This is a genomic window from Rhizobium sp. P2_G9 (genome assembly GCF_056403475.1).
The window spans coordinates 1-3,678 of record NZ_JBFUFK010000113.1; the positions used below are offsets into that span (position 1 = coordinate 1).

Annotated in this window: 6 protein-coding genes; 2 read left to right on the forward strand and 4 right to left on the reverse strand. The window is 58.9% G+C overall.

The annotated features are described in order from the left end of the window. On the forward strand, positions 1-270 hold a 270-nt coding region (locus AC1DYF_RS40105; protein WP_477884481.1), incomplete at its 5' end, for a DUF6665 family protein. A gap of 2 nt (positions 271-272) precedes the next feature. On the opposite strand, the gene AC1DYF_RS40110 is transcribed toward AC1DYF_RS40105, so the two are convergent. From AC1DYF_RS40110 to AC1DYF_RS40125, 4 genes are all read right to left on the reverse strand, one after another. Then, the gene (locus tag AC1DYF_RS40110; RefSeq protein ID WP_477884483.1) at positions 273-815 is read right to left on the reverse strand and encodes a DUF1697 domain-containing protein; all 543 of its coding nucleotides are present in this window, start codon (positions 813-815) and stop codon (positions 273-275) included. Positions 816-877: 62 nt separating this feature from the next. Continuing rightward, on the reverse strand, positions 878-1,774 hold the full coding sequence (locus AC1DYF_RS40115) for a DUF817 domain-containing protein (RefSeq protein ID WP_477884485.1): 897 nt from the start codon (positions 1,772-1,774) through the stop codon (positions 878-880). 151 nt (positions 1,775-1,925) lie between these two features. Further along, positions 1,926-2,171, reverse strand: coding sequence for a DUF982 domain-containing protein (locus AC1DYF_RS40120; RefSeq protein WP_477884487.1), 246 nt, complete (start codon positions 2,169-2,171; stop codon positions 1,926-1,928). A 224-nt stretch (positions 2,172-2,395) separates the two neighbouring features. Beyond that, positions 2,396-3,022, reverse strand: a complete 627-nt coding sequence (locus AC1DYF_RS40125; protein WP_477884489.1) for a ribonuclease D — start codon at positions 3,020-3,022, stop codon at positions 2,396-2,398. A gap of 116 nt (positions 3,023-3,138) precedes the next feature. Here AC1DYF_RS40125 and AC1DYF_RS40130 point away from each other — a divergent pair, with 116 nt between their 5' ends. Next, positions 3,139-3,528, forward strand: a complete 390-nt coding sequence (locus tag AC1DYF_RS40130; protein ID WP_477884491.1) for a hypothetical protein — start codon at positions 3,139-3,141, stop codon at positions 3,526-3,528. Positions 3,529-3,678 lie beyond the last annotated feature (150 nt).

The window sequence follows — 3,678 nt, forward strand, 5'->3', positions numbered from 1 at the left end:
CTCAATGTCCTRGAATACGAATTGATGGCCGAACGCGCCGACAGTCTCGGCCGTGCCGGACTGAAGGCGGAGGCGGCGCTGGCGCGGCTGACGGAAGCGACGGATGACAACAGGGAAGACCTGCTCGACGACGCGGCCGCCGAAGTCTATGCCCTGTTCATCCAGCGGGAAATCTGCGGTTTGAGGAACGGCCGCGATGTCGTCGCGCGCTACGGCATACCCGGCGCCGTCATGGCCCGTCTCGGCGTCAGCCGGCGACGCAAGGAATAGCTCTAAAACTCCGCAGCCATCTGCTTGAGTGCCAGCACCGTGTTCCAGTTGCGGCCGGTCATCGGCACTTTCAGCAGCCGCTCGATGGAATTACCGAGCTTGGATTTGCCAAAGCCGTCCGGCGTGTTCAGGTAAAGCGTGTCGCCGACGATCTTCCATTCTTCATGACCGAAATCCTTGCCTTCGAGATCGCTGACCCGGGCTTCGTCCGGTTGCCGATCGAGGATGAAGGTGTGCAGTGTCTTGGGAAGGGATGCGGCGGCGGGGAAGGGGTTTTTGTCGATCACCGCATCCCACTCGGCAGCAGTACGGATCATCACGGCAACGTCCATGCCGGTCGCGTCGGCAATGGCCTTGGAGATTTTCGTGGCAAGCGTATTATCACCTGCTTTCGGCGCACGGAAAACCATATTCCCGCTCTGCAGATAAGTTTTGGTGTCGTCGAAGCCGACTGTCGTCATGGCCCCCTTGAGATCGGTCATTTTCAGTACCTTGCCACCGACATTGATGCCGCGCAGCAGGCCGATATAGATTTGTTCGCTCATGCACGAAAGTCTATGCTGCCTCGATTGGACTGGAAAGGGGCTCGCGAGCGGTCGTCGAGGAATCAGGCTGGGGATTTTTCAACCGCCTGGGCGTCGCTGGCCACTGATTCCGTCGTCTGCCGCGCCGGCGGTCTCGGCTTCAGCACCAGCGTCACCAGCACGAAGCTGACATAAAGCAGCAGGTACCACGATCCGAGCTTCTCGAACGAAACCATGTGCCAGGTCTTTTGGCCCGGATAAATCCAGGTACCGGTCACGGTGCCGATATTCTCCGCGATCCAAAGGAAGATGGCGCACAGGAAGGCCGCCATCGTCAGCGGCATATGCAGCGTGGTGCGATCGGTGGTGAAATGGATCTGCACCCGCCAGAAGATCACCACCGTGGCCGCGAACAGCAGGTAGCGGATATCCGGCAGGAAATGGTGACTGTAGAAATTCACATAGATCGCCAGCGCCAGCAGCCAGGTCAGCATGCGCGACGGATAGTGGGTGAAGCGCATGTCGAAGATGCGCATCGTGCGCGCCATGAACGATCCGATCGAAGCATACATGAAACCGGAAAACAGCGGCACGCCGGCAATCTTCACCAGCGCCGGCTCCGGATAGGCCCAGGAGCCAACATGCACTTTGTAGATCTCCATGATCGTGCCCACCACATGGTAGACGAGGATGACGCGCGCCTCCTCCCAGCTCTCCATGCGATATCGCAGCATCAGCGCTTGAACGATGAGCGCACAGCCGAACAGGAAGTCGTAGCGGTGAAGCGGCCAGCCGGTGTGCCAGATGAGCTTGCTGCCGATCAGCAGCGACAACATGATGGCCGCGAACAGGCAGGCCCAGGCCTGCTTCAGGCCGAACAGGATGAATTCCGCAAGCCACCAGGGCAGACGCGAGAGCGCGCCGCGGATCAAAAGGCGGAGCGGCTCGAGATAGGGGCCGGTTTCGTGCTGGGGGCTCAATGGATTTTCGATGGCTGGCTGTTGATTCGTGCGATTTCTCGTTCGATGACGAGCACCTATCCCGCTTTATTCGCCGGCACGACAATCCGATTGGGCGGCCAGCGCCGCCTAGCGCTGCCGCTGATCCGTGCATCCACCCTCATGCATCCGCTCATAGAAAATGCAGATGCGCTTCCGCTGCTGCGGAAATGAAGGCCTGCCTTGCCTTGACCGGTTCGACCTGGCCGTGGAGCGCTTCCTCGCAGACATGTTCGGCGCGCTCGTACTGGCTGCCGTGATAGCTCGGCCAGAAACGGTCGAGCACCGTTTTCGCCTGGCGTACGCTGCGGACCGTCCGCCTGACGCCGGTCTCCGGGTCTTCGATGGTGATGGGCAATTTCCAATGTTGCGTGTTCATGATCAGCCACCTCCTGACAATTGAAATCGTGAAGGGGATCGCCGAGTTCCAGTCTCACGGGCCGGTTTCATGCGCCGTGGTTAACGACAGATTTAGAGCATGTCGCCTGAAAGTGGGAACCGGTTTCGGGATAACGACATGCGCAAAAACAAACGTCTAGAGCGCGGTTCTGATTCCATCAGAACGCAAAGCGCTCTAGACGCCGTCACCAAAATTGCCACAGCTCAGCTATGGGCAAAAATGTCGGTCTCTTCCCAGCCGAGCAGGTCGAGCTTGGCGCGGGTGGGCAGGAAGTCGAAACAGGCCTTGGCAAGGTCCATGCGTCCGTCGCGCTCAAGCCGTGCGGTCAGCTTGTCGCGTAGCGCATGCAGATGCAGCACGTCGGAGGCGGCATATTCGAGCTGTGCCTGGCTCAGCGTCTCTGCCGCCCAGTCGGACTGCTGCTGTACCTTGGAAACGTCGATATCGAGCATTTCCTTGAGATTGTCCTTGAGACCGTGCCGGTCGGTATAGGTGCGGCAGAGCCGCGAGGCGATCTTGGTGCAGAACACCGGCGTCGCGGTGACCCCGAAGGTGTGGAACAGCACGGCGATGTCGAAGCGGCCGAAATGGAAAATCTTTTGCTGCACAGGATCAGAGAGCAGCGCAACGAGGTTTGGGGCTTCCGTCTGGCCCCTGGCGATCTGGATCACGTCCGCGCTGCCGTCTCCTGGCGAAAGCTGCACGACGCAGAGGCGGTCCCGGCGTGGCACGAGTCCAAGCGTCTCGGAGTCGATCGCGATGCCGTCGGTATAACGTGCGGCGTCGGCGGCGGAAATGTCGCCCTGGTGCAGGCGGATCGTGTTGGTCATGGAGAATCCCTGGATGCGCTTTTTCCGAAGCCTATAGGATGTCAGCTGAAATAAAAATAGTGCCTCTTGCGAGGCCACGGCGCTGCGTTATCTTGTTCGTATACGAGGTGAATGAAATGCGCTTTGCCCTGCATCTATTGCTATTCACATTCCTATCCGCATGCTTCCTTGTCGACCGACCGGTGCCGGCATTCGCCAAGGATGACGTGCAGCAGTTGCGCAAGGCGCTTGCAAAGCAGCCCTTCAAGGATCTGCCCGGTGTCAAGCTGCCGCAAAAATTCGACGACCCGCCGCAAACCGCCTGTACATCCTATATCGGCCGCGACTATTGGGCTATGGCGCGGACCAGGAGCGCCTACGTCCCGCATCTGACGCGCCGCATCTACCGCTGCGACGTCGACGATGTCACCATCGAGTCGACCAGGCAGCCGGACGAGATCGATTGGAAAAAGCAGAAGCGCTATTACAAGCCCTGGATCGATGACGGATTCGATCGCGATCGCTAAATTCTAAGAGCCCGATTTAAAAGTAGTTGAGCGATAACAGCAGGTTGTGATTCCCTTTTGGTGCTAAATCAAAATGGGGTTTCCGATGACCTGGACTGTTATCGCTCGGCGTGAGCATAACCGAGACGCGCTTCGTTTTCCAAGTGATTT

What these genes read in the sequence shown, in the direction of transcription:
- AC1DYF_RS40130 (WP_477884491.1), top strand. Translation starts at nt 3,139, where the DNA reads ATGCGCTTTGCCCTGCATCTATTGCTATTCACATTCCTATCCGCATGC.
- AC1DYF_RS40110 (WP_477884483.1), bottom strand. Translation starts at nt 815, where the DNA reads ATGAGCGAACAAATCTATATCGGCCTGCTGCGCGGCATCAATGTCGGT.
- AC1DYF_RS40125 (WP_477884489.1), bottom strand. Translation starts at nt 3,022, where the DNA reads ATGACCAACACGATCCGCCTGCACCAGGGCGACATTTCCGCCGCCGAC.
- AC1DYF_RS40120 (WP_477884487.1), bottom strand. Translation starts at nt 2,171, where the DNA reads ATGAACACGCAACATTGGAAATTGCCCATCACCATCGAAGACCCGGAG.